Source organism: Pseudomonas sp. 91RF (assembly GCF_003576265.1).
GTDB classification, from domain to species: Bacteria; Pseudomonadota; Gammaproteobacteria; order Pseudomonadales; family Pseudomonadaceae; genus Aquipseudomonas; species Aquipseudomonas kribbensis.
Genome location: NZ_QWFC01000051.1, coordinates 29,241 through 55,493, shown reverse-complemented (window position 1 = coordinate 55,493; position 26,253 = coordinate 29,241). Strand labels below are relative to the sequence as shown.

The 26,253-nt window shown below is 60.8% G+C and carries 25 protein-coding genes; 12 read left to right on the top strand and 13 right to left on the bottom strand.

Features of this window, described 5'->3' with window-relative positions:
- Position 1 precedes the first annotated feature (1 nt).
- On the top strand, positions 2–919 hold the full coding sequence (gene choX / locus DXT77_RS27505) for a choline ABC transporter substrate-binding protein (RefSeq protein WP_119429904.1): 918 nt from the start codon (positions 2–4) through the stop codon (positions 917–919).
- Positions 920–1,021: 102 nt separating this feature from the next.
- On the top strand, positions 1,022–2,590 hold the full coding sequence (locus tag DXT77_RS27500) for a SulP family inorganic anion transporter (protein WP_119429903.1): 1,569 nt from the start codon (positions 1,022–1,024) through the stop codon (positions 2,588–2,590).
- Positions 2,591–2,597: 7 nt separating this feature from the next.
- Here DXT77_RS27500 and aroE read toward each other — a convergent pair whose 3' ends face one another.
- Positions 2,598–3,419, bottom strand: a complete 822-nt coding sequence (aroE, locus tag DXT77_RS27495; protein ID WP_119429902.1) for a shikimate dehydrogenase — start codon at positions 3,417–3,419, stop codon at positions 2,598–2,600.
- A 9-nt stretch (positions 3,420–3,428) separates the two neighbouring features.
- The gene (hemF, locus tag DXT77_RS27490; protein ID WP_119429901.1) at positions 3,429–4,343 is read right to left on the bottom strand and encodes an oxygen-dependent coproporphyrinogen oxidase; all 915 of its coding nucleotides are present in this window, start codon (positions 4,341–4,343) and stop codon (positions 3,429–3,431) included.
- 152 nt (positions 4,344–4,495) lie between these two features.
- Here hemF and DXT77_RS27485 point away from each other — a divergent pair, with 152 nt between their 5' ends.
- Positions 4,496–5,473: an NADPH:quinone reductase gene (locus DXT77_RS27485; RefSeq protein ID WP_119429900.1), complete on the top strand. Its 978-nt coding sequence runs from the start codon at positions 4,496–4,498 to the stop codon at positions 5,471–5,473.
- A gap of 23 nt (positions 5,474–5,496) precedes the next feature.
- Here the strand turns inward: DXT77_RS27485 and DXT77_RS27480 are convergent, their stop codons facing one another.
- The 8 genes from DXT77_RS27480 to DXT77_RS27445 all read right to left on the bottom strand — a co-directional run bounded on the left by DXT77_RS27480 (position 5,497) and on the right by DXT77_RS27445 (position 13,661).
- A complete protein-coding gene (locus DXT77_RS27480) occupies positions 5,497–6,795 on the bottom strand; it encodes a phenylacetate--CoA ligase family protein (protein WP_119429899.1) in 1,299 nt (432 codons plus the stop codon).
- Positions 6,785–8,053, bottom strand: a complete 1,269-nt coding sequence (locus DXT77_RS27475; protein WP_119429898.1) for an aminotransferase class I/II-fold pyridoxal phosphate-dependent enzyme — start codon at positions 8,051–8,053, stop codon at positions 6,785–6,787. The genes DXT77_RS27480 and DXT77_RS27475 overlap by 11 nt, the downstream gene beginning before the upstream one ends.
- A complete protein-coding gene (locus tag DXT77_RS27470) occupies positions 8,050–9,144 on the bottom strand; it encodes a DUF3419 family protein (RefSeq protein WP_119429897.1) in 1,095 nt (364 codons plus the stop codon). Before DXT77_RS27470 ends, DXT77_RS27475 begins: the two co-directional genes overlap by 4 nt.
- Before the next feature lie 42 nt (positions 9,145–9,186).
- Positions 9,187–9,879 carry an iron-containing redox enzyme family protein gene (locus DXT77_RS27465; RefSeq protein ID WP_256663056.1) on the bottom strand — a complete coding sequence of 231 codons (693 nt, stop codon included), beginning with the start codon at positions 9,877–9,879 and terminating at the stop codon, positions 9,187–9,189.
- Between the two features lie 20 nt (positions 9,880–9,899).
- The gene (locus tag DXT77_RS27460) at positions 9,900–10,571 is read right to left on the bottom strand and encodes a hypothetical protein (RefSeq protein WP_119429896.1); all 672 of its coding nucleotides are present in this window, start codon (positions 10,569–10,571) and stop codon (positions 9,900–9,902) included.
- Between the two features lie 272 nt (positions 10,572–10,843).
- Positions 10,844–11,401, bottom strand: a complete 558-nt coding sequence (locus DXT77_RS27455) for an L-threonylcarbamoyladenylate synthase (RefSeq protein WP_085733885.1) — start codon at positions 11,399–11,401, stop codon at positions 10,844–10,846.
- Between the two features lie 54 nt (positions 11,402–11,455).
- Positions 11,456–12,556, bottom strand: a complete 1,101-nt coding sequence (gene dprA / locus DXT77_RS27450; RefSeq protein WP_119429895.1) for a DNA-processing protein DprA — start codon at positions 12,554–12,556, stop codon at positions 11,456–11,458.
- A gap of 79 nt (positions 12,557–12,635) precedes the next feature.
- Entirely contained in the window at positions 12,636–13,661 is a 1,026-nt protein-coding gene (locus tag DXT77_RS27445) for a LysM peptidoglycan-binding domain-containing protein (protein WP_119429894.1), read from the bottom strand.
- A 169-nt stretch (positions 13,662–13,830) separates the two neighbouring features.
- On the opposite strand from DXT77_RS27445, the gene def reads away from it, so the two are divergent.
- From def to DXT77_RS27420, 5 genes are read left to right on the top strand one after another with little or no spacing between them, the layout of a single operon-like run.
- A complete protein-coding gene (def, locus tag DXT77_RS27440) occupies positions 13,831–14,337 on the top strand; it encodes a peptide deformylase (RefSeq protein ID WP_085713083.1) in 507 nt (168 codons plus the stop codon).
- 57 nt (positions 14,338–14,394) lie between these two features.
- Positions 14,395–15,354, top strand: coding sequence for a methionyl-tRNA formyltransferase (gene fmt, locus DXT77_RS27435; RefSeq protein WP_119429893.1), 960 nt, complete (start codon positions 14,395–14,397; stop codon positions 15,352–15,354).
- A complete protein-coding gene (gene rsmB / locus DXT77_RS27430) occupies positions 15,351–16,661 on the top strand; it encodes a 16S rRNA (cytosine(967)-C(5))-methyltransferase RsmB (RefSeq protein WP_119429892.1) in 1,311 nt (436 codons plus the stop codon). The genes fmt and rsmB overlap by 4 nt, the downstream gene beginning before the upstream one ends.
- Positions 16,662–16,683: 22 nt before the next feature.
- Complete coding sequence (gene trkA, locus DXT77_RS27425; protein WP_119429891.1) at positions 16,684–18,060, top strand: Trk system potassium transporter TrkA; 1,377 nt, start codon at positions 16,684–16,686, stop codon at positions 18,058–18,060.
- A gap of 20 nt (positions 18,061–18,080) precedes the next feature.
- Complete coding sequence (locus tag DXT77_RS27420) at positions 18,081–18,395, top strand: tetratricopeptide repeat protein (RefSeq protein ID WP_119429890.1); 315 nt, start codon at positions 18,081–18,083, stop codon at positions 18,393–18,395.
- 51 nt (positions 18,396–18,446) lie between these two features.
- On the opposite strand, the gene DXT77_RS27415 is transcribed toward DXT77_RS27420, so the two are convergent.
- Both DXT77_RS27415 and tag read right to left on the bottom strand, forming a co-directional pair.
- Entirely contained in the window at positions 18,447–19,334 is an 888-nt protein-coding gene (locus tag DXT77_RS27415) for a lysophospholipid acyltransferase (protein ID WP_085713088.1), read from the bottom strand.
- Between the two features lie 40 nt (positions 19,335–19,374).
- Positions 19,375–19,932 (bottom strand): DNA-3-methyladenine glycosylase I, encoded by a 558-nt coding sequence (gene tag, locus DXT77_RS27410; RefSeq protein ID WP_119429889.1) that lies wholly within the window; start codon positions 19,930–19,932, stop codon positions 19,375–19,377.
- A gap of 81 nt (positions 19,933–20,013) precedes the next feature.
- On the opposite strand from tag, the gene glyQ reads away from it, so the two are divergent.
- The 4 genes from glyQ (at position 20,014) to DXT77_RS27390 (ending at position 24,424) form a co-directional block, all read left to right on the top strand.
- Positions 20,014–20,967, top strand: a complete 954-nt coding sequence (gene glyQ / locus DXT77_RS27405) for a glycine--tRNA ligase subunit alpha (RefSeq protein ID WP_003187265.1) — start codon at positions 20,014–20,016, stop codon at positions 20,965–20,967.
- Complete coding sequence (glyS, locus tag DXT77_RS27400) at positions 20,964–23,018, top strand: glycine--tRNA ligase subunit beta (RefSeq protein ID WP_119429888.1); 2,055 nt, start codon at positions 20,964–20,966, stop codon at positions 23,016–23,018. Before glyQ ends, glyS begins: the two co-directional genes overlap by 4 nt.
- A 4-nt stretch (positions 23,019–23,022) precedes the next feature.
- On the top strand, positions 23,023–23,562 hold the full coding sequence (gmhB, locus tag DXT77_RS27395) for a D-glycero-beta-D-manno-heptose 1,7-bisphosphate 7-phosphatase (protein ID WP_178083500.1): 540 nt from the start codon (positions 23,023–23,025) through the stop codon (positions 23,560–23,562).
- Between the two features lie 82 nt (positions 23,563–23,644).
- Complete coding sequence (locus DXT77_RS27390; protein WP_085713092.1) at positions 23,645–24,424, top strand: 1-acyl-sn-glycerol-3-phosphate acyltransferase; 780 nt, start codon at positions 23,645–23,647, stop codon at positions 24,422–24,424.
- 156 nt (positions 24,425–24,580) lie between these two features.
- Here DXT77_RS27390 and DXT77_RS27385 read toward each other — a convergent pair whose 3' ends face one another.
- Entirely contained in the window at positions 24,581–26,122 is a 1,542-nt protein-coding gene (locus DXT77_RS27385; RefSeq protein WP_119429886.1) for a PAS domain-containing sensor histidine kinase, read from the bottom strand.
- Positions 26,123–26,253 lie beyond the last annotated feature (131 nt).

Sequence of the window (26,253 nt, the reverse complement as noted above, 5' to 3'; positions counted from 1 at the left end):
CATGGTCAAGTTATCCACAGTCGTGACGGTCAGCCTGCTGGCACTGGGCAGCGCATCCGCATTCGCCGAGAGTTGCGACACGGTGAAAATGGCCGATCCCGGCTGGAGCGACATCGCCGCGACCAACGCCATCACCGGGTTTCTGCTGGACGGCATGGGCTACAAGGCCAAGGTCGATACCCTCGCGGTGCCGATCACCTTCGGCGGCTTGAAGGATGGCCAGGTCGACGTGTTCCTTGGCAACTGGATGCCGGCGCAGCAGAGCTTCTACGACAAGTTCGTGGCCACCGGCGACGTCACGCAACTGGCGAAGAACCTCGACGGCACCGAATTCACCCTGGCCGTGCCGGACTACGTGTGGGACGCGGGTGTGCATAACTTTTCCGACCTGAACAAATTCGCCGACAAGTTCGAGCGCAAGATCTACGGCATCGGCTCCGGCGCGCCGGCGAACATTTCGCTGCAAGAGATCATCAAGAAGAACGACTTCGACATGGGTCAGTGGAAGCTGATCGAGTCCAGCGAACAGGCGATGCTTGCCGAAGTCTCGCGGGCGGTGAAGAAGCAGAAATTCGTCACCTTCCTCGGCTGGACTCCGCACCCGATGAACGTGCAGCTGAAAATGCATTACCTCAAGGGTGGCGAGAAGTACTTTGGCGACACGGGTAGCGTCTACACCCTGACTCGCAAGGGCTATGCCGAGGCCTGTCCGAATGTGGGTAAATTGCTGACCAATCTTTCGTTCACTCAGGAGATGGAGAACAGCGTCATGGCCGAGGTGGTGAACAAGAAGGTCAGCAATGCCGATGCGGTGAAGGCGTGGATCAAGGCGAATCCGGCGGTGCTGGACAAGTGGCTTGATGGTGTGAAAACCGTGGATGGCAAGGATGCGTTGCCGGCGGTTAAAGCCAAACTGTAACTGCGCGGGCCGATCGTTCCCACGCTCTGCGTGGGAATGCCGCCATGGACGCTCCGCGTCCCGAGCTGCGTACAATGCGCAAAATTTCACCCGAGAGGATTCATGGCCTTCCCCAGCCGCCGCTCACTGTTCCCCTTCCTGACCTGGCTGCCCCGGCAGACCCGCGCCAGCGTCGGGCGGGACCTGGTCGTCGGCCTCAGCGGCGCGATCCTCGCGTTGCCGCAGTCGATTGCCTACGCCCTGATCGCCGGCCTCCCACCCGAGTACGGCCTGTATGCCGCGATCATTCCAGTACTGATCGCCTGCCTGTGGGGCTCGTCCTGGCATCTGATCTGCGGCCCGACCGCGGCGATTTCGATTGTGCTGTTCGCCAGTGTCAGTCCACTGGCCGTGCCGGCGTCGCAGGACTACATCACCCTGATCCTTTTGCTGACGTTCCTCGCCGGGATTTTTCAGTATTTGCTCGGCCTGTTGCGCTTCGGCGCACTGGTGAACTTCGTCTCGCACTCGGTGGTGCTGGGGTTCACCCTCGGCGCGGCAGTGGTGATTGCCATCGGGCAATTGCCGAACCTGTTGGGGCTGGATCTGCCGGCCAAGGCGACGGCGCTGACCAGCCTGATGGACTTGCTGCGCCATCTCGGGGCTGTGGATAAACCCTCGCTCGTCCTGGGCGTCGCTACGGTGCTGGTTGGCGTATTGCTCAAACAACTGCTGCCACGCTGGCCGACGCTGTTGATGACTCTGGTGCTCGGCAGCCTGGTGGTGTGGCTGTGGCCGGCGATGTTTGGCCATGTTCAATTAGTCAGTGCCTTTGTCGGGCGCCTGCCGCCGTTCAGTGGGTTGCCGCTGGACATGGATCTAGTCCTGCGCCTGCTGCCGAGCGCGGTGGCGGTGGGCATGCTCGGGCTGGTCACCAGTCTGTCGATTGCCCGTTCGATTGCTGCGCGTTCCCAGCAATTGCTCGATGCCAATCAGGAGGTCCGCGCGCAGGGTCTTTCGAACATTGTCGGGGCGTTCTTTTCGGGATCGTTGTCCGCCGGTTCGTTCACCCGCTCCGGACTGAGCTATGAGGCCGGGGCCTGTTCACCGCTGGCCGGGGTGTTTTCGGCGTTGTGGGTGGCGCTGTTCGCGATTTTCGGCGCCGGGTTGATTTCCCACATTCCGATTCCGGCCATGGCCGGCAGCATTTTGTTGATCGCCTGGGGACTGGTGGATCATCGCGGCATTCGTGCGCTGCTGCGGGTCAGCCGGGCCGAGTTTGTGGTGATGGGCCTGACCTGCGTCGCCACGTTGCTGCTGGAATTGCAGACAGCGATTTACGCCGGGGTGCTGGCGTCGCTGTTTTTCTACCTCAAGCGCACTTCGCAGCCACGAGTGCAGCATTGGCGCGACGGCGAGGACGATGTGCTGCGGGTCGGCGGGTCGATCTTCTTCGGCGCCAGCCACTACCTGCAAGTGCGCCTGCAACGGATGCACGGCGCGCGGGTGGTGATCGAGGCGCAGCAGATCAACTTCATCGACTATTCCGGCGTGGAAATGCTGCATCAGGAAGCCCGGCGCCTGCTGCGCCAGGATCGCAGCCTGACCTTGCGTCAGGCGCGACCGCAGGTGGTGGAGGAGTTGCGCAAACTCGAAGGGCCGGAGAAATGCCCGATCCGCTTCGAGGACTGAAGGCCCCTTACAGCGCCAACTGCCGACGCAACTCCGCCAGAACCGGCGCCGTGTCGGGACGTACGCCACGCCACAGGAAAAAGGCTTCCGCCGCCTGTTCCGCCAGCATGCCCAAGCCATCCATCACCACACCCGCGCCATGCTCGCTGGCCCAGCAGCAGAACGCGGTCGGCTCCTTGCCATACATCATGTCGTAGCACAGGGTCTGGCCCGGTTCGATCAGGCTTTCTGCAATCGGCGGCACGTCGCCGGTGAGGCTGGCGGAGGTGGCGTTGATGATCACGTCCACCGGCTCGCGCAGCCAGTCGTAACCGCTGGCCGACACCGGCCCGAGGTCGCAGAACAGTTCGGCCAGCAACTCGGCCTTGTCCACCGTGCGGTTGGCGATGATCACCGAAGCCGGTTTCTCCGCCAGCAACGGCTCCAGCGCACCGCGTACCGCGCCACCGGCGCCGAGCAGCAGAATGCGTTTGCCGGTGAGGCTGAACCCGGCGTTGACCGTCAGATCGCGCACCAGCCCGGCGCCGTCGGTGTTATCACCGAGCAGGCTGCCGTCGGCGAGCTTGCTCAGGGTGTTCACCGCGCCCGCGCGTTGGGCACGGTCGGTCAGGCTGTTGGCCAGGCGGTAGGCGTCTTCCTTGAACGGTACAGTCACGTTGGCACCGCGACCTTCCTGGAAAAAGGCCGTGGCGCAGCCGGAAAAATCGTCGAGCGGCGCCAGCAGGATGCTGTAGTCGAGGCTCTGCCCGGTCTGTTCGGCGAACAGTTTGTGAATCATCGGCGACTTGCTGTGGCCGATCGGGTTACCGAAAACGACGTAACGATCCATCGGAAATCCTCAGGCCTGGGCCAGCCAGTCGCGATCTTGCAAGAAGTAGTCGGTCAGGCGTGCTTCTTCGCTGCCCGGCTCGGCTTTCCAGTCATAGGCCCAACGCACTTGCGGCGGCAGCGACATCAGGATCGACTCGGTGCGACCGCCCGACTGCAGGCCAAACAGGGTGCCACGGTCATAGACCAGGTTAAACTCGACGTAGCGACCGCGACGGAACTCCTGGAACTCACGCTGCCTGGCGGTGAACGTGTCGTTCTTGCGACGCTGCACGATCGGCAGGTAAGCGTCGATGTACGCATCGCCGATGGCACGCATGAAGGCGAAGCTGGTGTCGAAGTCCCACTCGTTCAGGTCATCGAAGAACAGACCGCCGATGCCGCGTGGTTCGTGGCGATGCTTGATGTGGAAATAGGTGTCGCACCAGGCCTTGTAGCGCGGATAGACGTCCGGGCCGAACGGCGCGCAGGCCTGTTCGGCAACGCGGTGCCAGTGGATGCAGTCTTCTTCGTTGCCGTAGTACGGCGTCAGGTCGAAACCGCCGCCGAACCACCAGACCGGCTCTTCACCTTCCTTTTCGGCGATGAAAAAGCGCACGTTGGCGTGGGACGTCGGCACATGCGGGTTGTGCGGGTGGATCACCAGCGACACGCCGAGGGCTTCGAAACCACGACCCGCCAGTTCCGGCCGATGAGCGCTGGCGGACGGTGGCAGACCGCTGCCGAAGACGTGGGAAAAGTTGACGCCGCCCTTTTCGATCACCGCGCCGTTCTCGATCACCCGGGTGCGACCGCCACCGCCGGCCGCACGGGTCCAGGCGTCTTCGACGAAGCGCGTGCCGCCGTCTTCGGATTCCAGGGCCGCGCAGATGCGGTCTTGCAGGTCGAGCAGATAGGCCTTTACGGCGTCGGTGCGGGTCGTCATGGCATCACCTTGGATCGGGCATCGCCCCGTGGGCGAGGGGGCGGCGCAAATGGGCGCGTAGCATAACATCGCAGGCCGGCACGCCGCAGTTGACGAAGATCAAGCAGGGGAGTTCGATAGGGGCCTTCCAAATCGTCCCAAGGAGTAGGCAGATGGCCAAGCGAATCCAGTTCCGCGCCCATGGCGGCCCCGAAGTGCTCGAATACGTTGACTACCAGCCCGCCGAACCCGGCCCGCAGCAGGTTCGCGTGAGCAACAAGGCCATCGGCCTGAACTTCATCGACACCTACTACCGCAGCGGTCTCTACGCGCCACCGGCATTGCCGTCGGGAGTAGGGGCGGAGGGCGCCGGCATCGTCGAGGCGGTGGGCAGCGCCGTCACCCGGTTCAAGGTCGGCGACCGCGTAGCTTATGGCAGCGGCCCGCTGGGCGCGTACAGCGACGTGCACGTCCTGCCGGAAGCGAATCTGGTGCACCTGCCGGACGCCATCAGCTTCGAAACCGCCGCCGGCGTGATGCTCAAGGGCCTGACCGTGCAGTACCTACTGCGTCAGACCTATGAACTCAAGGGTGGCGAAACCATTCTGTTCCACGCGGCGGCCGGCGGCGTCGGTCTGCTCGCCTGCCAATGGGCGAAAGCGCTGGGAGTGAAGCTGATCGGCACCGTCAGCTCGCCAGCCAAAGCCGAACTGGCCAAGGCCCACGGCGCCTGGGAAACCATCGATTACAGCCACGAAAACGTCGCCCAGCGGGTGCTGGAATTGACCGACGGGAAAAAAGTCCCGGTGGTGTACGACGGCGTCGGCAAGGACACTTGGCCGGCCTCGCTGGACAGCGTGGCGCCTCGCGGTCTGCTGGTGAGCTTCGGCAACGCCTCGGGCGCGGTAGACGGGGTGAACCTTGGGATTCTGGCGGCGAAAGGCTCGCTGTACGTCACCCGGCCGACGCTCGCGACCTACGCCAACAACGCCGAAAACCTGCAACGCATGGCCGATGAGCTGTTCGGGATGATCACCAGCGGCAAGCTGAAAGTGGATATCAGCCAGCGTTATTCGCTGGCTGACGCGGCGAAAGCGCAGACCGAGTTGTCGGCGCGACGCACCACTGGCTCTACCGTTCTGCTGCCCTGACCACAGACTTCTCCTGCCAATCGTCATGACTTGGCCGGTGTCTGTTCCAACGTCACAAAAAACGGTGTCTTGCCAGTCAGAGTCGTTTCAAATGCCTGACGGGCAAGACGCTTCACCTCCAGCCCCAATACACCGGGCAGACTGAGCAATGCGCTCGCTTGCCCTTCGACCTGCAACGCACCTTCGATGAAGGTATGCGCGACGGCAGTCAGTCTGTCCTCGGCGATAACCAGACGCATGTGCGCTCCACCGGCCTGTCGATCGATCTGCACCTGGACATCCGCAGTGTCCAACTCAGGCAGGATCTGCCGAAGTACGTGCAATACCTGCGACTGAGTGATGATCGCCCCACCCAGTTTGATCGATGTTTCGACCCTCCCATCAAGGGCCAGAACCGGCATGGAGCTGCCACAGGCACAATTCTTCACCGTGCGCAGGATTCGCCCCCGATCCCCGATCCTGTAGCGAAACAGCGGCGCATGATCGGGCAGCAGGGGCGTCAGCAGAAACTCACCGGTCTCTTCTTCTGCCACGGCCTGCAGGGTCAGGGGATCAACCACTTCGACCAGCATCGCGTCGGCGTGCAAATGATAAAAACCGTGTTCAAGGTGGGCACACTGAAAGCCGATGGGACCCGTTTCCGTCGAGCTGTAGCCCAATGAGCGAATTTTCAGCTTCGGCCAATCCCGGGCCAATTGGTCGCGCAGCGTTTTACTGCAGGGTTCTCCAATGTAGTAAAGCCACCTCAGACTGCCCAACTGTTCTGAACCAACGTTTTCATGATTGAACAAGGCGGCGGCGAAGGAAGGGGTGCACATCAGCGCATCGGCCGCGTGCGACCGAATCAGCTCGGCAATGCGCTGAACACCCATCTGTGAGCCGGCGGGCAACAAGCGTGCGCCAATGTGCTGGACGATGGCTGTCGCGTAGTGAAATGCACCCTGCATTTCACCGGCCGTCAGGCAGTTGATGACCACCTCCGGATGCTCGTCCGTCATACCAAACATCCGCGCCCCCAGAGGCACGATCGCGGCGTTGAACGCCCAGGAATGAGTGATCTGTTTGCGATTGCCGGTGCTCCCTCCCGAGGTCAGGGTCAGGCCGCCACCTGGAGCTCGGTGCGACGCATCGCCGAGTGCGGAAAACAGCCCACCGCCGAACTCGTCTTCCACTGCCAGAACCGGCAGTCGATGCAGATCAGCCAATGTCTGCACCTCCAGGATCCGGGGATACAGCGCGCGGAACCACGGCAGAGCGCGCGCGTGAGCCAATTTTTGTGCAAGCGCCTCGGCTGATAAATCCATCAGTGGATCATTGCTCATTAGCCCATCCTCCCTGACGAATGCCCAACTCGTCGAATCCGCTATGGACGGCACTCGCCAGAGATTCCAACTGGTGCTGACTGTGGCTCGCGCTGACGGCCAGACGCAAAATCGCCTCGCCCTTGGCCACTACCGGAAACAGTGCGGTAGTGACCGCCATGCCCTGCCGACGCAAATGCTGCGCCAGACAGATCGCGTCTCTCTCGGCCCCGACGCGGATGAAACGAATGGGGGACTCGACCTGATGATTGCCCAGCACCGGCCCAAGCAAACCGTCGATCACGGTGATATTTCGCCACAGGCCAGCCTGCAATCGACCCAGCTCCGGCGACAGGTGGATTTTCCCGGAGGCAACTGCCGCGCCCACTCCAGCCATGGAAAGGGGGCCGCCGAACGTATAGGTCGAGGCGTGGCTGCGTATCAGCTCGGCATCGGCTGCCGTACGCACGGTGATCGCGCCACCGGTTGCACCGAATGCCTTGGACAGCGACGACAGAAGGATCAGCCGACCGCGCAGCCGTTCTTCAGCAGCGGCCAATGCATACCCACCCCCTGCCACTCCGTGGATCGAAGTGCCGTGGGCATCATCCGCATAGAGATAACCGTCAAAACGCTCCGCCAGTTGCAACAGGCGGTTGACCGGATACACACCGCGCATCGAGCCAATGCTGTCGGTCAGGATGATGGGCGTGTTACCCGCTGCGACCGCCGCCAGACACGCATCCTCTACTTGCTCCACATCACTGCAATCGCAGCGCTGTACCGGACCGAACTGCCAGAGAATGCCTTGCAGGACTTGCATCGAAGCATGCGCTGCACGGTCAACAATCCAGCAGGGGCCACGACGCATGGGGTAGGAGGGCATCTCGCCGGAACCGAGCAGCGGCAGGCAGCCAAGATGCGCACTGCCTACCGAATTGAAGGTCACCGTATGTCCCTGAAATATCCGGCTCAGTAGTTCATCCAGCTCACGCATGGGAGGCAGCAGGACTCGGGTTCGCGCGGCTGCGAACTGCACGCCGAAGGCTTCGGCGGCGCTCACGGCTCCGTAAACCAAGCGTGGATCAAACTCCAGCCCCAGGTAAGAACATGAGAGAAACTCCGTCAGCCGTTCGCCGCTGTCGAGTTCGATCTCTTTGCCTTCACGCTTGACCAGTTTCAGACCGTTCAGCCCGGCATCGAATAACTGCTGTTGATCATCACGAGATTGCCGGACACGGTTTTTGACCCAGTTGACGGTCGGTTGAAAGGTGTTCATCGGGATACCTGCATCGCAGTTGTCCGGCGATAAACCTGCACACGCCAGAGCTGGGTTTTTTCTTGTGCGATCTCTGCCTGGTACTGATGGGTGATATCGCAGAAGCCTGCACAATCGGGTTGAACCACATGTAAATGGCCACGCATGACCACCCGTGCGTTTTCCACCAGCACTGGTGCCAGACGCTGCAGAACATGGGTACCGGCCGTTTCGGGCATGAAGGAGGGCACGTCGGACAGAGATACGAAATCGATACCCGTTTCCCCGGCAACACAGTCGAGGATGTCAGCCTGCACAATGCGTAATTCACATTGCTTAAGCCCCTCACGGGCGTGCTGGAAAATCTGCGGATCGCACTCCAGCGGGAAACCTTGCGGATAGCGCAGTTCACCGAAAAACAGCATTTGCAGGAAAAAGCTCTCCCGGACCACCTGAGAGGTGAACAGCCTGTGGAAAATTTCCAGATAGGCCGCACGGGAACTGATACCAAGGTTGTTGGGTGGAAAGGCGCCTTTGTACAACAGCGAATTGAGTACTGCTGCGTTGCCCAGCAAAGCGATCACGGCCTTCCAGCGCTTGAGTGGAAAGCGCTTTCGGTAATATTCGGTTTGTTCTTCAAGGCAGCCGTACTGAAAAATGCCCCGGCCCGCCTTGCCGGTAAACAGTCCGGTGATCTTCGCCAGCCGCTTCAGAGTCTGCTCGAATGCGCCCATGTAGATCGGCGCGTCCCATTGCCTGGACTGGAATAACCCGAACAACCAGCGCCGATCCGCGGGCGGCAAAATCAATTGCTGAAAAATGGATCGGCGCCGTGCTCTGAGACTTTCCATCCGATAGCCCATGAACTCCATGAACGACTCATGATCGGTCTGCTCCAGCAACGCCAGACGCAACCGGGTGAACGCCAGTTGCGGCGCACTGATGTCGCTACAGGTCATGCGTAACGGATTTGCGGCCAGCAGCGGCAACAGGCGCCCGCCGCATCCGGCAATACCCAGCACGTGTCGGGAATGCGTGGGCAGGATCGCGTACTCAAGCGCGGTGTCTTCATCCCCCAGCGTGTAGTTGAGCTGGTCGAAATAGTCAGCCATGTCTGCCTCCAGCCACCTGATATGAACATGGGCGTGAGGTCTTCATTGGTTGTCCAGGGCGTGGAGGAAGTCATAACGGGGCGCCAGCCCGTTTTGCCAGGCTTCGTACTGCTCATATACGGCCTCAAGCATGTTGCCCGTCAGGCGCAGGCTGGTTTCCATGACGGTGGCAACGGCATCCCAATCGTCCTGACGCTTGCAGGTGCGCTGCAGCATGAGTTTGATTTCGTTGAAGTGCTCGATATCGATGTCGGAATGTGCAACGAAGAACGTCAGCTGAGCCGGTTTCAGCTCCAGCGTTTCACTCAGACGGTTAATAAGTGGCGTAATGAACTGGTAGGCATTTTCTGCCCAATAACTATAACCCAGTCGCTGTAACGGATTACCGGTAAAGGAAATCCAGTACAAATAGGCAATCAGTACTTCAGTCTCTGGAAGTGCAGATGGAATATCGAACACTTCATGCTTCAGACCAAGGCTCATGACATCGTGCAATGCCATCTTTTCATGACCGACTTCCTGTGCCGCATGTTCAAAACAGAACTTTGCATACACCGGATTATCTGCATGCCGCACACCCACCAATCCTTGATTTCGCGCATTGTGTGCCGTGTAGTGAAAGGTTTCGATCATGTAGATCGCATATAGCGCTCTGGAAACACCACCTTCGCGAATGGCTTTTACCAGCCGCGAATTCTCCAGAATATCGGCCCATGACTTTTCGAATTCGCTCATCGAGCAGGCTCAACTGTTGGTTAAAACTGAGGGGCGCATTCATCAAGGTGCTTCTCCGATGGGTTGGCGAGCAGGTGGATGGGTTGTTGAAGTGCGGCGAAAATCTGCTGCCATTGAGCTGAAAGCAGCCAGTAATCACCACGCTTGCGGTGTTCGATGTGCAGAGCGTCGGTGGTGATCGGCGTCAGGCCGAAGCGCTGGAAGAATCGCCGTTGCGGTGATCGGCAGAGGGCGGTGACGCCTTCATGACCGTGCCTGATCGCCCATTCCGTGGCAGCCGCCAGCAGGCCGTTGACCGACATCGGGAACTGATTTTGCGAGTGACTGATCAAGCGGCTGAACTCGACATGGCGCGATAGCGCCACCGTGGGAGAAAGCTGCTGTTGCGCCAGTGATGCCCATTCAAATGGCGCAGGCGTGACTCTCAATACAGCCATGGGTCTGTCGTGCAGATACAGCAAAAAGTGAGTACTGCGCGAGGCAATTGCCAAGTGTGTTTCAAATAATCTGGCTTTGGGTGTCAGCATGTAGTGCTGCAATCGCAGTCGAAAATGACGAGCAACAAACTGTTCAAACTCTCGAATATCCGAACCTGCCTCAAGAATAACGATGCGATAACTTTCATAGCGACTTTTCAAGGTCGCCTGTAATGCCTGCAGACAGTCCGTTAATTGCAAATACCTGATATCCATTTCCTCTCCGCAGCCGTTAACTTTTCGAAGTTTTCTGAGCGCGTTGAAATAATGAATGTTTTTAGAAAAATCGCTACTGTGCGGCTTCTGAGAATAACGTCGGAAAAATTACAACAAATGAATACTTACCGATTCATCTGACATAGAAAGGAAAAATTCAAACCGAAAAACCGGTCTGTATTTTTAGTTACTTGAAGGAAAAATCGCAGGCGCGCGTAGTACTCCTCGCCATAAAAGCCGAGGAGTACTCACAGAATTAACCAAGGGTAATATCAGGACGGGCGCACAACCCTGCCGCTCGCCAGATCGCGAATCAGGCTCGGGTTCTTGCGCCCGCCGAGCATTCCGCCCAACACCAGATCGACCTGGCCCCGGAAATACTGCTCGACCCGCAAGCGACTCTTCGCCGCCGGCCGGCCTTGCGGGTTGGCCGATGTCGAGATCAACGGCCCCACCAGCGAGCACAAGTCCCGCACCTGCGGATGATCGCTGACCCGCAGCGCCACGGTGTCGTGCACCCCGGTCACCCATTCCGGCAACAGGTTCTGATGTGGCACCAGCCAGGTGTTCGGCCCCGGCCAGGTACTGGCCATTCGGTCGATCCAGTCCTGAGGAAAATCCTCGAACAGGAAGTCGAACTGACGAATGTTGTCGGCGACCAGGATCAACCCCTTGTCCACCGAACGGTTCTTGATCGCCAACAGGCGATCCACCGCTTCTTCATTCCATGGATCGCACCCCAGCCCCCAGACGGCTTCGGTTGGATAGGCAATCACCGCCCCGGCGCGAATCTCTCGTGCGGCTTGTTGCACACGCCAACTGTTGACCATGAAAAACTCTCCGCAAACAGGTTTCGCGCAGTTTACCGATCTTCAATGTAAAACCTAGCTTACCCGCGCAAACCAGCGACCGTTTTCGCATACTGCACGGCCCTCCATCTCCAGTTCGGTCAATGCCGCCAGCACTTTGGGTAGCGCCCAGCCACTGCTGTCGGCCAACCCCTCGCTGGTATGAGGTGCGGCGTGCAACAGCCGCAACAACGGGTTTTCGGTACTCGGTGCGATTGCGGACACCGACAGGTGCTGCCAGCCGCGCAAGGCTTCCAGAATATGTTCGATGGTTTCCACCAGCACCGCGCCATCGCGGATCAGTTGATGACAACCGCGCGCGCCGGGGTGGTGGATCGAGCCCGGAATCGCGTACACCTCTCGCCCCTGCTCCGCCGCCAATCGAGCGGTGATCAACGAACCGCTGGCCACGCTGGCCTCGACCACCAGTACGCCGAGAGACAAACCGCTGATGATCCGGTTACGTCTGGGGAAGTTGCTCGCGGTCGGCCCGGCGTCCAGTGGAAACTCCGAAATCACCGCACTGCCCGAGGCAATCATCGTGTCCGCCAGCCGCCGGTTGCGCTGTGGATAAAATTTTTCCAGACCGGTGCCCAGCACGCCGACGGTTTGCCCGCCGACGTCGAGCGCAGCTTGATGAACAGCGGCATCGATGCCCAGCGCCAGGCCACTGGTGATGACAAAACCGGCCCCGGCCAGGCTGCGGGCAAACGCTGTGGCGGTGTCCATGCCCGGGCGCGAAGCGCGGCGACTGCCGACCACCGCCAGTTGTGGTTTTTCCAGGATCAGCGGGTCACCGGCAACAAACAGCAGCGGTGGCGGATCGGCAATCTGTGCCAGCAATGCCGGGTAGTCCGGCTGGTCCCACATCAGCAAATGCTGGCCCGGGTGCTCTAGCCAGGCCAATGCGTGGCTCGCGCCGTCACGCACTTCAGGACAGCGGCGCGCTTCGGCACTTGTCACCGGCAACCCCAACGAACGCCAGGCACTGGCCGGCGCGCTGATGGCCTTGGAGGCGGAGCCGAACGCTTCGAGCAATCGGGCAAAACGTTTCGGGCCGATTTCCGGCAGGCGGTGCAGACGCAAACGCGCTTCCAGTTCCGCTGGGGAAACCGGCGTACAGACAGGCATCATCATGGATCATCCTTGATCGTTATAAGCCCCGAACCTTTCGGAACAAGCTGTGGATAACTCTGTTGATAACTTGTGAAGCCAGCTAAGGATTTCGCACCTTGTCCAACACCGCCAGCGAGCGCGATGCGTTCAATACCAGGCCGTAACTGAGTTTGTCGTAGGTGCGGAACACCATCAGCAATCCGGCGCGCTCATCGGGGATTTTCAACGGCTGGCCGGTGATCCGGTCACGCACGGTTTCCCCGGTTTTCATCACCACCAGCACGTTGCCCTCGGCCAGGCCGTCGCGCTTGCCCTTGTTCAGGGTTACCACGTCCATTGCGCCGATCTGCGTGACGCCACGCGGCACATCAATGATCAGACCGTTGATGTCGGTGGTGGGCGCGCTGGGCATGAAGGTCGAGTTGATCGAGCGTTCTTCGCCGCTGAACAGACGGTCGCCGAGGCGCACTTCCTGGGTCGTGCGTTGCAGGGCGAGGGTGGCGACGTCGCCCTCGGTGGCGACGATCTCACCGCCGCCGATGTCGTCGGCGTTGATCCCCAGAAACTCCTTGCTCTGCGGATCGGTGTAAACCTTGCCCTGGCGGAAGATGCCGTAGACCGGCTGATTCGGGTCGAAATGGCCACGGGCGAAGATCCGGTCGCCGGTGCCGCTGAGCACGCGTTCGGCATCGCCCGCGACGATGTACGGCGCCTTGTCGAAGTCCTCGACCTTGTCGACGATGCGGTTGCTCAGCAGAAAGCTGTTGATGGATTTCAGCGGAATGCTCGGAATCGCCTCGGCCACCGGGCTGCTGCGGATCCGTGGCGAGAGCTTGATGGTGCCGCGCGACGCCCCGCGATTGAGGGTCAGGCGGGGCTGACCGTTGACGTAACTGAGCGTCAGCGTGTCGCCCGGATAGATCAGGTTGGGGTTTTCGATCTGCGGATTGGCCCGCCACAACTGCGGCCACTGCCAGGGTTCGCGCAGATACTTTCCGGAGATGTCCCAGAGTGTGTCCCCCGAAACCACCGTGTATTGCTGTGGAAAACCTTCCTTGAGTTGCACTTGCCCGTGCGCGGTACCGGCCGAGGCCAGAAACAGCAGGGCGAGTAGTGATTTCCTCATGCGGTGAATCCCTTTATCATGTGCGTTCGCGTGAAACGCCAGAGCCCCCGTGGCTCGCTCCCTGCTCTATGCTGAAAAGCAAGGAGCTACGTTTCACAACGGTAGCCTGCATCTTCGGACCCGCCAGGCCATCGCCCGACTTTACCTCACACGTGCAGCAATCAAGCTTATGGCCATTTTGAACATCCTCGAATTTCCGGACCCGCGTCTGCGCACTATCGCCAAGCCTGTGGCTGTAGTGGACGACGAAGTGCGTCAGCTGGTCGATGACATGTTTGAAACAATGTATGAAGCGCCGGGCATCGGCCTTGCCGCGACCCAGGTCAACGTGCACAAACGTATCGTCGTGATGGACCTTTCCGAAGACCGCACCGAACCCCGGGTGTTCATCAACCCCGAGTTCGAACCGCTGACCGACGAAATGGAGCAATACCAGGAAGGCTGCCTCTCGGTGCCGGGTTTCTACGAAAACGTCGACCGCCCGCAGAAGGTCAAGATCAAGGCTCTGGACCGTGACGGCCAGCCTTACGAACTGATCGCCGAAGGCCTGCTCGCGGTGTGCATCCAGCACGAATGCGACCACCTCAACGGCAAGTTGTTCGTCGACTACCTGTCCACGCTCAAACGCGACCGGATCAAGAAGAAACTGGAAAAGCAGCACCGCCAGAACGCTTGATGCCCCTCTCCAAAGGCTTGCTGCGGCAAGCCTTTTTCTTTTTATGAGATTCCCCCCATGACTGAGCCACTGCGCATCGTTTTTGCCGGTACCCCGGAATTCGCCGCCGAACACCTCAAGGCCCTGCTGGATAGCCCTTACGAGATCGTCGCGGTCTACACCCAACCGGATCGTCCGGCCGGTCGTGGGCAAAAACTGATGCCGAGCCCGGTCAAACAGCTCGCCCTGGAAAATAATATCCAGGTGTTGCAGCCGCCGACTCTGCGCAACGCTGACGCTCAGGCCGAGCTCGCAGCCTTGAAGCCTGACTTGATGGTGGTGGTCGCCTACGGCCTGATCCTGCCGCAAGTGGTGCTGGATATTCCACGTTTGGGCTGCATCAACAGCCACGCTTCCCTGCTGCCACGCTGGCGCGGTGCGGCGCCGATCCAGCGCGCTGTCGAAGCAGGCGACGCCGAGAGCGGCGTGACCGTGATGCGCATGGAGGCGGGCCTGGACACCGGGCCGATGCTGCTTAAAGTCGTGACCCCGATCAGCGCTGACGACACTGGCGGCAGCCTCCACGACCGCCTCGCCGAAATGGGCCCGCCAGCCGTCGTGCAAGCGATTGCCGGTCTGGCCGCCGGCACCCTGGAAGGCGAAGTGCAGAACGATGACCTCGCCACCTATGCGCACAAACTGAACAAGGACGAGGCGCGCATCGACTGGAGCCGTCCGGCCGTCGAGCTGGAACGTCTGGTCCGCGCCTTCAACCCATGGCCGATCACCCACAGCACGCTCAACGGCGAAGCGCTGAAAGTGCTGGCGGCGACACTGGCCGAAGGCAAAGGCGCACCGGGCACCATTCTCGGCGCCGGCAAGGACGGTCTACTGGTCGCCTGTGGCGATCAGGCACTGTGCCTGACCCGCCTGCAATTGCCCGGCGGCAAGGCGTTGAACTTCAGCGATCTGTTCAACAGCCGTCGTGAGAAATTCGCCACCGGCACGGTACTGGGCGCTGCGGTGGACGCGCAATGAACCCGCGTCTGGCCGCCGCCAAGGCACTCGCCGCCGTCCTGAGCGGCAAGGCTTCGCTCAACAGCTCCCTGCCAACGCAACTGGATAAGGTCGAGGATCGCGATCGCGGTTTCACCCAGGATCTGGCCTTTGGCACCGCCCGCTGGCAGCCGCGTTTGTCGGCGCTGGCGGAGAAGCTGCTGCAGAAGCCGTTCAAGGCTGCCGACGCCGATGTCGAGGCGCTGTTGCTGGTGGGTCTGTATCAATTGCTCTACACCCGCGTCCCGGCTCACGCCGCCATCGGCGAAACCGTCGGTTGCGCCGACAAGCTGAAAAAGCCGTGGGCCAAGGGCCTGCTGAATGCCGTACTGCGCAACGCCCAACGCGAACATGAGGCGATCTTCGCCGAACTGGAGCGCGATCCGGTGGTGCGCACCGCCCACCCGCGCTGGCTGCAAAAATCCCTGAAGGCCTTCTGGCCTGAGCAATGGGAAGCCATCTGCGAGGCCAACAACGCGCATCCGCCGATGATCCTGCGGGTCAACCGCCGTCATCACAGCCGCGACGCCTACCTCGGTCTGCTGACTGAAGCGGGTACCGCCGCGCAGCCATGCACTTTCAGCCGCGACGGCATCGTCCTCGACGCTGCCGCCGACGTGCGCAGCCTGCCCGGCTTCACCGAAGGCTGGATCAGCGTGCAGGACGAAGCCGCGCAACTGGCCGCCGACCTGCTCGATCTCGCGCCGGGCCAGCGAGTGCTGGACGCCTGCTGCGCACCGGGCGGCAAGACCTGCCACATCCTCGAAGCCGAACCGGCGCTGGCCGGTGTGGTGGCGGTGGACCTGGAAGCCAAGCGTCTGGTGCGGGTGAAGGAAAACCTCGAACGCCTCGGTCTGAGCGCCGAACTGATCGCCGCCGACGGTCGCGACACGGCCGCGTGGTGGGACGGCAAACCGTTCCAGCGCATCCTGCTCGATGCGCCGTGCTCGGCGACTGGCGTGATCCGTCGTCATCCGGACATCAAGCTGACCCGCCAGGCCGACGACATCGCCGCCCTCGCGCAACTGCAAGGCGAACTGCTCGACGCCATGTGGAAAACCCTCGAAGTCGGCGGCATCCTGCTCTACGCCACCTGCTCGACCTTGCCGACCGAGAACACCGAAGTCATCGCCGCGTTCCTTGAGCGCACGCCGGGCGCCCGGGAGCTGGATCTGGCCACGCAGGCCGGGATCAAACAACCTCATGGCCGCCAATTGCTGGCCCAGCAGGGTGGGCATGACGGGTTCTACTACGCCAAGCTGATCAAGATCGCTGCCGCGCGCGGCTAAACGGATTCAATGGAGTGACGGGTTGAAAATCATCATCCTCGGTGCAGGGCAGGTCGGCGGTTCGCTGGCTGAACATCTGGCCAGCGAAGCCAACGACATCACCGTGGTCGACACCGATGGCGACCGTCTGCGCGACCTTGGCGACCGTCTCGATATCCGCACCGTGCAGGGCCGTGGTTCGCTGCCGAGCGTGCTGCGTCAGGCCGGTGCCGACGACGCCGACATGCTGGTGGCGGTGACCAACAGCGACGAAACCAACATGGTCGCCTGTCAGGTTGCCCACACGCTGTTCCACACCCCGACCAAGATCGCCCGGGTACGCGAAGCTTCGTACCTGACCCGCGAGGAGCAACTGTTCCAGAACGAAGCGATTCCGGTCGACGTGCTGATCAGCCCCGAACAAGTGGTCACCAACTACATCAAGCGCCTGATCCAGCATCCCGGCGCCTTGCAGGTGATCGACTTCGCCGAGGGCCAGGCGCAACTGGTGGCGGTGCGTGCCTATTACGGCGGGCCGCTGGTGGGTCAGCAACTGCGTCAGTTGCGCGAACACATGCCGAATGTGGAAACCCGGGTAGCAGCAATCTTCCGCCGTGACCGTCCGATTCTTCCTCAGGGCGACACGGTGATCGAGGCGGACGACGAAGTCTTCTTCATCGCTGCCCGTGAGAACATTCGCGCCGTAATGAGCGAAATGCGCCGCCTTGACGAAACCTACAAACGCATCGTCATCGCCGGCGGCGGGCAGATCGGCGAACGCCTGGCCGAGGCCATCGAAAGCCGTTACCAGGTGAAGATCATCGAGATGAACCCGGCGCGCTGCCGCTACCTCTCCGATACCCTCGACAGCACCGTGGTGCTGCAAGGCAGCGCGTCGGATCGCGACCTGCTGCTGGAGGAGAACATCGCCGACGCGGACATCTTCCTGGCGCTGACCAACGATGACGAAGCCAACATCATGTCGTCGCTGCTGGCCAAGCGCCTGGGGGCGAAAAAGGTGATGACGATCATCAACAACCCGGCCTACGTCGACCTGATTCAGGGCGGTGACATCGACATCGCCATCAGCCCGCAACTGGCGACCATCGGCACCTTGCTGGCCCACGTGCGGCGGGGCGATATAGTCAGCGTGCACTCGTTGCGCCGGGGCGCAGCCGAAGCCATCGAGGCTGTTGCCCATGGCGACTCGAAGTCGAGCAAGGTCATCGGCAAGGCCATCGAAAACATTGCCCTGCCGCCGGGCACCACCATCGGCGCGATCATCCGCGATGAAGAAGTGATCATCGCCCACGACGACACGGTGATCGCTGCCGGCGATCATGTGATCCTGTTCCTTGTGGATAAAAAGCACATTCGCGATGTGGAGAAGCTGTTCCACGTGGGACTGAGTTTCTTCTGACCGACCAAGAGGCGAGACCGATGATCGACTCCCTGGAAAAAATGCTCGCCAAGGGTGTGGATAACTCATTGCTGCGCTTCGGCCTGGGCAAGGGTTATCTGGATCTGGGGGAAAACGCGAAGGCGGCCGAGCATTTCCAGCGTTGCGTCGGCTTCGATCCGAAGTATTCAGCGGCGTGGAAACTGTTGGGCAAGGCGCACCTGGCGCTGGGTGATCTGGCGGCTGCGCGGCAGTCCTGGGAGCAGGGACTGGAAGCGGCCCGGGCCCATGGCGACAAGCAGGCGGAGAAGGAAATGACAGTGTTTCTGAAGAAGCTCGAACGGCAGAAGCCGTAACGGCTGTGGATAACCCTTGTTGTCAGGTTATCCACAATTGCACATCGCCGATCAGTACCAACGCGCCTCACCCGGCGGGCGCTTCTTGAAGCGTTTCATGCTCCACATGTACTGGCTCGGATAAGCCGCCACATAACGCTCGACCACCTGACTCATCGCTGCGCAGGAGGTTTCGGTGTCGGTGCTGTACATCGCTTCCGGCGCGGCTTCCAGAATCACCTTGTAGCCGGAACCGTCCGGCAGACGCAGGGCATGCAGGAACACGCCGACAGCCTTGCCGCCAGCGAGCATGTTCGGCACGAACTTGCTGGTCAGGGCCTGGGTGGCGAAGAACGGTACGAAGATCCCGGCGGATTCAGCTGGCTCCGGGTCCGCCGGAATCCCCACCTGACCGCCCTTGCGCACTTCCTTGATGACGCTGAGGATGCCTTCCTTGGTTGACGCCGCCACACGGTTGCCCAGTTGCACCCGCTGTTTGCGCAGCAATTCATCCACAGCCTTGAGCTTCGGCGGACGGTAGAAAATGATCGGTTTGCACTGGCTGCAATAAAAGTGGTTGAGCACTTCCCAGTTGCCGAGGTGGCTGGTGATGCCGACCACGCCTTTGCCCGATGCCAGCGCATCCTTGAGGATGTCGAGACCTTCGACTTCGCGCACCAGGTCGATGGAACGCTGGGCCGGCCAGATCCAGGCGCAGGCGCTTTCGGTCAGGGACTTGCCGATGTCTTTCAGGCTCTGGCCCACCAGACGCTCACGTTCGGCCGGGTCCATCTGTGGAAAACATTTGGCGAGGTTGATCCGCACCACATCGCGGGAACGGTTGGGGGTTTTCCACATGATCCAGCCGATCGCCGAACCCACGGCCTGCACGGCCCGCCACGGAAGCAGGGCAAACAGCCGCAGAGCGCCAACCAGCATGGCGCCTTTAAACTTTTCCACAGGTCACTCCTGATCTTGTGCTGTGCGCGAAGCGGCCATTCTAACCGGCGTTGACGAGCTGCGCGTAGCGGTCGCAGTCCTGGGTGTGATCCATGACCATGCCCGAGGCCTGCATCAGCGCGTAGCAGATGGTTGGGCCGACAAAGGTGAAACCGGCCTTTTTCAGGCCTTTGCTCATGGCCACGGCCTGCGGGGTAATGGCCGGGACTTCGCTGCGATCCTTGAAATGATTGATCACAGGCTGGTTATCCACAAACGACCAGAGGAAGGCCACCGGATCTTCCAGCGCCAGCCACGCCTGGGCGTTGCGCCGGGCGGCGTTAAGTTTGAGGCGGTTGCGGATGATCCCCGGATCGAGCATCAAGTCATCGATTTCCGCGTCGCTCATCTGCGCCACGCGCTGTACGTCGAAGCCGTACAACACCTCGCGATATCGCTCGCGCTTGCGCAGCACGGTGATCCACGAAAGCCCGGCCTGGAACCCTTCGAGCAAAAGCAACTCGAACAATCCCTGCGCATCGCGTAGCGGCGTGCCCCACTCCTGATCGTGGTAAGCCATGTACAGCGGATCTTCGTTGCACCAAAAGCAGCGTGGCATAAGGCTCCAGGGGGTGGAGGTGCGACTGAATCGGGTATACTCCCGCTCTTTAAATCGCAGCCCAAGAAACAGGTGAATTTCGTGAGCCAGCCTACGCCAGCCGTGCGTACCTTCCAAGACTTGATCCTCGCGCTCCAGCAATACTGGGCCGAGCAAGGTTGTGTGGTACTTCAGCCCTACGATATGGAAGTAGGCGCCGGCACTTTCCACACCGCGACATTCCTGCGTGCCATCGGCCCGGAAACCTGGAACGCCGCTTACGTACAGCCAAGCCGCCGTCCGACTGACGGCCGTTACGGCGAAAACCCGAACCGTCTGCAGCACTACTACCAGTTCCAGGTAGTCCTGAAGCCGAACCCGGACAACTTCCAGGAACTGTACCTGGGCTCCCTCAAGCATGTCGGCCTGGATCCGCTGGTCCACGACATCCGCTTCGTCGAAGACAACTGGGAATCGCCGACCCTCGGCGCCTGGGGTCTGGGCTGGGAAGTCTGGCTGAACGGCATGGAAGTGACCCAGTTCACTTACTTCCAACAGGCGGGCGGCATCGAGTGCTACCCGGTGACCGGCGAGATCACCTACGGTCTCGAGCGTCTGGCCATGTACTTGCAGGGCGTGGATTCGGTCTACGACCTGGTCTGGGCTGACGGTCCGTTCGGCAAGGTGACCTACGGCGACGTGTTCCACCAGAACGAAGTGGAGCAGTCCACCTACAACTTCGAACACGCCAACGTCGACAAGCTGTTCGAACTGTTCGATTTCTATGAAAGCGAAGCCAAGCGCCTGATCGAACTCGACCAGCCGCTGCCGTTGCCGAGCTACGAAATGGTCCTGAAGGCCTCGCACACCTTCAACCTGCTGGATGCGCGCCGGGCGATCTCGGTGACTGCGCGTCAGCAATACATTCTGCGCGTGCGCACCCTGGCGCGTTCCGTCGCCCAAGCCTACCTGCTGGCCCGCGCCAAGCTGGGCTTCCCGATGGCAACCCCGGACCTGCGTGACGAAGTACTGGCCAAGCTGGAGGCTGCACAATGAGTGCTCAAGATTTTCTGGTTGAACTGGGCACCGAAGAACTGCCACCCAAAGCCCTGAACACCCTGGCCGAAGCGTTCCTCGCCGGTATCGACAAGGGCCTGCAGGCTGCCGGCCTGAACTACGAAACCAAAACCGTCTACGCCGCACCGCGTCGTCTGGCCGTGCTGATCACCGCGCTGGCCACCCAGCAGCCGGATCGCAGCATCAACCTCGACGGCCCGCCACGTCAGGCCGCGTTCGATGCCGAAGGCAATCCGACTCAAGCGGCACTGGGTTTTGCCAAGAAGTGCGGCGTCGAGCTGAGCGAAATCGACCAGAGCGGTCCGAAACTGCGCTACAGCCAGAACATCGCCGGCAAGCCGACCGCCAGCCTGCTGCCGACCATCGTCGAAGACTCGCTGAATGACCTGCCGATCCCGAAACGCATGCGTTGGGGTGCGCGCAAGGAAGAGTTCGTGCGTCCGACCCAGTGGCTGGTGATGCTGCTCGGCGACCAGGTCATCGACTGCACGATCCTCGCGCAGAAGGCTGGCCGTGAATCCCGTGGCCACCGTTTCCACCACCCGCAAAGCGTGCGCATCGGTTCGCCGTCGAGCTACCTGGCCGACCTGCGTGCCGCTTATGTGCTGGCCGACGCCAACGAACGTCGCGAGATCATCAGCAAGCGCACCGAAGAGCTGGCGACCCGTCAGGAAGGTACCGCGATCGTGCCGCCGGCGCTGCTCGACGAAGTGACCGCGCTGGTCGAATGGCCGGTGCCGCTGGTGTGCTCGTTCGAGGAACGTTTCCTCGACGTGCCGCAGGAAGCGCTGATCACCACCATGCAGGACAACCAGAAGTATTTCTGCCTGCTGGATGCCGACGGCAAGTTGCTGCCACGTTTCATCACCGTGGCCAACATCGAATCCAAAGACCCGCAGCAGATCATCGCCGGTAACGAGAAAGTGGTTCGCCCACGTCTGACCGACGCCGAGTTCTTCTTCAAGCAGGACAAGAAGCAGAAGCTCGAAGCGTTCAACGATCGCCTGCAGAACGTGGTGTTCCAGGAAAAACTCGGCAGTGTCTACGACAAGGCCGAGCGTGTGTCGAAACTGGCGGCCTATATTGCCGCACGCATCGGTGGCAACGCTTCGTGGGCTGCCCGCGCAGGCCTGCTGTCCAAATGCGACCTGGCCACCGAAATGGTCGGCGAGTTCCCGGAGATGCAAGGTGTCGCCGGTTACTACTACGCCCTCAATGACGGCGAGCCGGAAGACGTCGCTCTGGCCCTGAACGAGCAGTACATGCCGCGCGGTGCCGGCGCTGAACTGCCGGCCACCCTGACCGGTGCGGCCGTGGCCATCGCCGACAAGCTCGACACCCTGGTCGGCATCTTCGGCATCGGCATGCTGCCGACCGGCAGCAAAGACCCGTATGCCCTGCGCCGTGCGGCACTGGGCGTGCTGCGGATCCTGATCGAGAAACAACTGGATCTGGACCTCAATGACGCCGTGGCTTTCGCCGTGAATTCCTTCGGCGCCAAGGTCAAGGCTGCCGGCCTGAACGACGCGGTGCTGGAATTCATCTTCGACCGTCTGCGTGCGCGTTACGAAGACGAAGGCGTGGACGTGGCCACCTACCTGTCGGTACGTGCCCTGAAGCCGGGTTCGGCGCTGGACTTCGACCAGCGTGTGCAAGCGGTGCAGGCCTTCCGCAAACTGCCGGAAGCGGCAGCGCTGGCGGCGGTGAACAAGCGTGTGTCGAACCTGCTGAGCAAAGTCGAAGGCTCCGTGCCGACCGACGTTCAGGCCAAGTACTTCGACAACGCCAACGAGTTCTCGCTGTACTCGGCGATCCAGCAGGCGGACCAGGCTGTACAGCCAATGGCCGCGGCGCGTCAGTACAACGAATCGCTGGCACGCCTGGCCGCCCTGCGCGAGCCGGTCGACGCGTTCTTCGACGCGGTGATGGTCAATGCCGAAGACGCCAATGTACGGGCCAACCGTTACGCGCTGCTGGCGCGTCTGCGTGGCCTGTTCCTGGGCGTTGCCGACATTTCGCTGCTGGGTTGAGGGATTGCTGTTGAAACTGCTGATTCTCGATCGGGACGGAGTGATCAATTACGACTCCGACGCTTACATCAAGTCGGTGGAGGAGTGGATTCCGCTGCCCGGCTCGATCGAAGCGATTGCGCAGTTGAGCAAGGCCGGCTGGACGGTGGCGGTCGCCACCAACCAGTCGGGCATTGCTCGCGGCTACTACGACCTCGCCACTCTCGATGCCATGCACGCGCGCCTGCGCGAACTGGTGGCGGAGCAGGGCGGTGAAGTCGGGCTGATCGTGTATTGCCCGCATGGGCCGGACGAGGGTTGCGATTGCCGCAAGCCGAAACCGGGGATGTTGAAAACCATCGCGCAGCATTACAACGTGGCGCTGACGAATGTCTGGTTCGTCGGCGACAGCCTTGGTGACCTGGAGGCCGCCAAAGCCGTCGATTCACAGCCCGTTTTGGTAAAGACCGGGAAAGGCGAAAAGACTCTGGGCAAGACCCTTCCGGTCGGCACCCTGATTTTTGACGATCTGGCGGCGATTGCCGCAGAACTTATCCACAACTAGAGTACTTCTGAAGTTCCTGACCAGGGATTGATCGGGAGTGCGCTTGAACAGTCGGGCATCGCCCGTAACGGTAAACGTCGCCATGTCGATACTGCAGGCCATCAGAATCTTCCTCTTTTACCTGCTGCTGGGCACCACCGCTCTGCTGTGGTGCAGCCTGAGCTTTTTTATCGCGCCCTTTCTGCCGTTCAAGGCGCGCTATCGCTTCATCAACGTGTACTGGTGCCGCTGCGCCTTGTGGTTGACCAAGGTGTTCCTCGGTATCCGTTACGAAGTCAAAGGCGCAGAAAACGTGCCTGACCGGCCCTGCGTGATTCAATCGAACCACCAGAGCACCTGGGAGACGTTTTTTCTCTCCGCTTATTTCTCGCCCTTGAGCCAAGTGCTCAAGCGCGAATTGCTGTATGTGCCGTTCTTCGGCTGGGCCATGGCCATGCTGCGGCCGATCGCCATTGATCGCGACAACCCGAAAGCTGCGCTCAAGCAAGTTGCGGCAAAGGGTGACGAGCTGCTCAAGGACAATGTCTGGGTACTGATCTTCCCTGAAGGCACTCGCGTTCCTCATGGCACCATCGGCAAGTTTTCCCGCAGCGGCAGCGCCCTGGCGGTGAATGCGGCGCTTCCGGTGCTGCCGATTGCGCACAATGCCGGCAAGTTCTGGCCAAAAATCGGCTGGGGCAAAAAACAGGGTGTGATCACCGTGGTCATCGGTGAACCGATGTATGCCGAAGGATCAGGCCCTCGCGCCATCGCCGATCTGAACGACCGGGTACAGGCATGGAATGAGCAGGCCCAAAGGGAAATGGGTTCGTTGCCACCGGCACCACAAGCCCCGGCAGCCAGCGATCAAGTGACTGTCTGATTTTTGTGGATAACCTGTGTACGGTTTGTTGGCAATATTCCGAAAACAGCAATTAACTTACTGATTTTTATATATATTTCTGAAGCTGATAAAACACCGTAAAAGGTGCATAAGTTTTTTTCGGAAGTAAGAAAACCGGCTGATATAGCCGGTTTTTTATGCCTGCTCTTCGGTGATCAACGGCAGTTCAAGGCGGAATGTGGTGCCCTGATCGATTACGCTGATGCATTCGATCCGCCCACCATGGTGATCCACCACGGCTTTGACCATCGACAGCCCCAGCCCTACGCCATCGATGCCCTTGGCCGAGGAAAAACGCCGGTATTGAGTGAACAGATCGGGCAGTTCTTCAGCCGCAATACCTTTGCCCTGATCGGTCAGTTCACAGTGCAGCCAGTCATCGTGGCAACGAATGCGCAACCTGACCACGGACCCGGCCGGGCTGTACTTGATCGCATTTTCCAGCAGATTGAACAGCGCCCGGGTCAGCAGACCCTGGTCCGCCAGCACCAGACGTTCCTGTGATTGTTCATCCATATCGTTCAGCAGCTCGATACACTTTTGCTGGGCAATGGGCAGCGCCTGATCCAGGACGTCCATTACCAGCATCGCAAACAGACTCGGCTGGAACTGATAGGCCTTGGATTCGGCCCGGGCCAGCAGCACGAAACCGTCGGTCAGCTCCAGCGCTCGACGCACCTGGCGTTCAATCTGCTCGAACAGCGGTGAATCCGTGCCGGCCTGATGCCGGTGGACATCGAGCAGGGCAAGGATTGCCGAATGCGGGGCACGCAAGTCATGGGACAGAAAACGCAGCAGCACGCCGCGCTGCTCTTCGGCGGCACGTTCGGCGCTCAGATCGGTAAGGCTCAGCAGCCAGCCAATCGGCGTGTCGCCGTCCACCGGCAACAAGGCTGCACGTTCCAGCCGCAAGCTGCGCTCCTTGTGATCACGAAACTCCACTAGAGGCAGGTCGGACAACAGTGAATGCGACGCTGTGGATAAATCCGGATAGCCAAGGCTCGCCAATCGATCGAGGACGTCATCACCGACCAGATCACTGCCGAACAAGTCACGCGCCTTGCGGTTGCCCAACAGGATCTGACCTTTGGGATCACTGATCAGGGTCGCGACCGGCAGATACTCCAGGCCATCGGCGATAAAGCGACGGGTGTCACGCGTGCGACTCATGGCCTGTTCGAGGGCCATGATCTGGCCTTGCAACCGGTCGCCACTGGCAAATTGTGTGCGTCGACGCTCGGGGAACACCTTCGGTTCATCGTCCAGCCGGGACAACTCCCAGCCGAAGTAGGTCAGCACGACACTCAGACGTCGCCAGTTCCAGATCAGATAACCGAACAGCATGCCCAGCACTGCCGGCGTCGGGGACCACCAACGCTGAACTTCCGCCAGGCCGGCGCTGGTCAGCAGCACGCCGACCATGCCGATCAGCGTGAGCCAGAGCGCCAGACGCGGTCGCCACAGCAATAACCCCAGCACGATGGCCACCAGCACGGTAGACAGCACTGCGCCACTGACAGGCGCCGGATCATGCAGATTGATCTGCGCACGCCAAGACAACAATGCAGTCAGCGGCAACAGCACTAGACTTATCCACACCCACTCGCGCACCAGTTGCCGAAACAGGCGTTGAACCTGACTTTGCACACGGCTTTCGTGGCGGCGTCGGTTAATCATGGAAAACAGGGCAGGGCGGGTTGAATGGTTTCATAGGCGACAGGTCTGAGGACGTGGACCCGAAGAATCATAGCGGCTCACCCCACGGCGTGCCGCTTACTTTCACTGCTTTGGTCGAACCGCCGGTGTCG

Bases quoted from the DNA above. Each gene is read 5' to 3' on its own strand.
- choX (WP_119429904.1), top strand. From the start codon at position 2: ATGGTCAAGTTATCCACAGTCGTGACGGTCAGCCTGCTGGCACTGGGC.
- DXT77_RS27500 (WP_119429903.1), top strand. From the start codon at position 1,022: ATGGCCTTCCCCAGCCGCCGCTCACTGTTCCCCTTCCTGACCTGGCTG.
- aroE (WP_119429902.1), bottom strand. From the start codon at position 3,419: ATGGATCGTTACGTCGTTTTCGGTAACCCGATCGGCCACAGCAAGTCG.
- hemF (WP_119429901.1), bottom strand. From the start codon at position 4,343: ATGACGACCCGCACCGACGCCGTAAAGGCCTATCTGCTCGACCTGCAA.
- DXT77_RS27485 (WP_119429900.1), top strand. From the start codon at position 4,496: ATGGCCAAGCGAATCCAGTTCCGCGCCCATGGCGGCCCCGAAGTGCTC.
- DXT77_RS27480 (WP_119429899.1), bottom strand. From the start codon at position 6,795: ATGAGCAATGATCCACTGATGGATTTATCAGCCGAGGCGCTTGCACAA.
- DXT77_RS27475 (WP_119429898.1), bottom strand. From the start codon at position 8,053: ATGAACACCTTTCAACCGACCGTCAACTGGGTCAAAAACCGTGTCCGG.
- DXT77_RS27470 (WP_119429897.1), bottom strand. From the start codon at position 9,144: ATGGCTGACTATTTCGACCAGCTCAACTACACGCTGGGGGATGAAGAC.
- DXT77_RS27465 (WP_256663056.1), bottom strand. From the start codon at position 9,879: ATGAGCGAATTCGAAAAGTCATGGGCCGATATTCTGGAGAATTCGCGG.
- DXT77_RS27460 (WP_119429896.1), bottom strand. From the start codon at position 10,571: ATGGATATCAGGTATTTGCAATTAACGGACTGTCTGCAGGCATTACAG.
- DXT77_RS27455 (WP_085733885.1), bottom strand. From the start codon at position 11,401: ATGGTCAACAGTTGGCGTGTGCAACAAGCCGCACGAGAGATTCGCGCC.
- dprA (WP_119429895.1), bottom strand. From the start codon at position 12,556: ATGATGATGCCTGTCTGTACGCCGGTTTCCCCAGCGGAACTGGAAGCG.
- DXT77_RS27445 (WP_119429894.1), bottom strand. From the start codon at position 13,661: ATGAGGAAATCACTACTCGCCCTGCTGTTTCTGGCCTCGGCCGGTACC.
- def (WP_085713083.1), top strand. From the start codon at position 13,831: ATGGCCATTTTGAACATCCTCGAATTTCCGGACCCGCGTCTGCGCACT.
- fmt (WP_119429893.1), top strand. From the start codon at position 14,395: ATGACTGAGCCACTGCGCATCGTTTTTGCCGGTACCCCGGAATTCGCC.
- rsmB (WP_119429892.1), top strand. From the start codon at position 15,351: ATGAACCCGCGTCTGGCCGCCGCCAAGGCACTCGCCGCCGTCCTGAGC.
- DXT77_RS27420 (WP_119429890.1), top strand. From the start codon at position 18,081: ATGATCGACTCCCTGGAAAAAATGCTCGCCAAGGGTGTGGATAACTCA.
- tag (WP_119429889.1), bottom strand. From the start codon at position 19,932: ATGCCACGCTGCTTTTGGTGCAACGAAGATCCGCTGTACATGGCTTAC.
- glyS (WP_119429888.1), top strand. From the start codon at position 20,964: ATGAGTGCTCAAGATTTTCTGGTTGAACTGGGCACCGAAGAACTGCCA.
- DXT77_RS27390 (WP_085713092.1), top strand. From the start codon at position 23,645: ATGTCGATACTGCAGGCCATCAGAATCTTCCTCTTTTACCTGCTGCTG.
- DXT77_RS27385 (WP_119429886.1), bottom strand. From the start codon at position 26,122: ATGATTAACCGACGCCGCCACGAAAGCCGTGTGCAAAGTCAGGTTCAA.